This is a genomic window from Arthrobacter sp. Y3221159, assembly GCF_059089885.1.
In genome coordinates this window covers 1-597 of sequence record NZ_JBNHFC010000052.1, presented here as the reverse complement: position 1 = coordinate 597, position 597 = coordinate 1, and the positions used below count along the sequence as shown (strand labels likewise).

Here is a 597-nt window from a genome sequence, read left to right as displayed (position 1 = left end):
CTTCAGGTCATCCAGCGTGAGTTTTTTCATCTGGTGGGTGGCGTTGCGGCCTTCGAAGTGGGGTCCGAGTCCGTAGCCCTTGACGGTTTTGGCGAGGATGACGGTGGGTTTGCCCTTGAATTCGGTGGCTGCCTTGTACGCGGCGTAGACCTTGCGGTAGTCGTGGCCGCCGCGCTTGAGGTTCCAGATCTGGTCATCGGTGAGGTCGGCGACGAGGTCCTTGGTGCGGGGGTCCTTGCCGAAGAAGTGTTCGCGGACGAACCCGCCGGACTCGGCCTTGTAGGTCTGGTAGTCCCCGTCGGGGGTTTCGTTCATGATCTTCACCAGCGACCCGTCGGTGTCGCGGGTGAGCAGGTCATCCCATTCCCGGCCCCAGACGACCTTGATCACGTTCCAGCCCGCGCCGCGGAAGAACGCTTCGAGTTCCTGCATGATCTTGCCGTTGCCGCGCACCGGCCCGTCCAGGCGCTGGAGGTTGCAGTTGATCACGAAGTTCAGGTTGTCCAGGTTCTCGTTCGCGGCGAGCTGGAGCAGGCCGCGGGATTCGGGCTCGTCCATTTCGCCGTCGCCCAGGAACGCCCAGACCTGCTGGTCAGA

At 63.1% G+C, this 597-nt stretch carries 1 protein-coding gene; it reads right to left on the bottom strand.

Features of this window, described 5'->3' with window-relative positions; translation table 11 throughout:
• Nucleotides 1-597, bottom strand: a 597-nt coding sequence (locus AC5RT3_RS20620) for a thiamine pyrophosphate-binding protein (RefSeq protein ID WP_494125112.1), incomplete at both ends; no start/stop codon positions are given.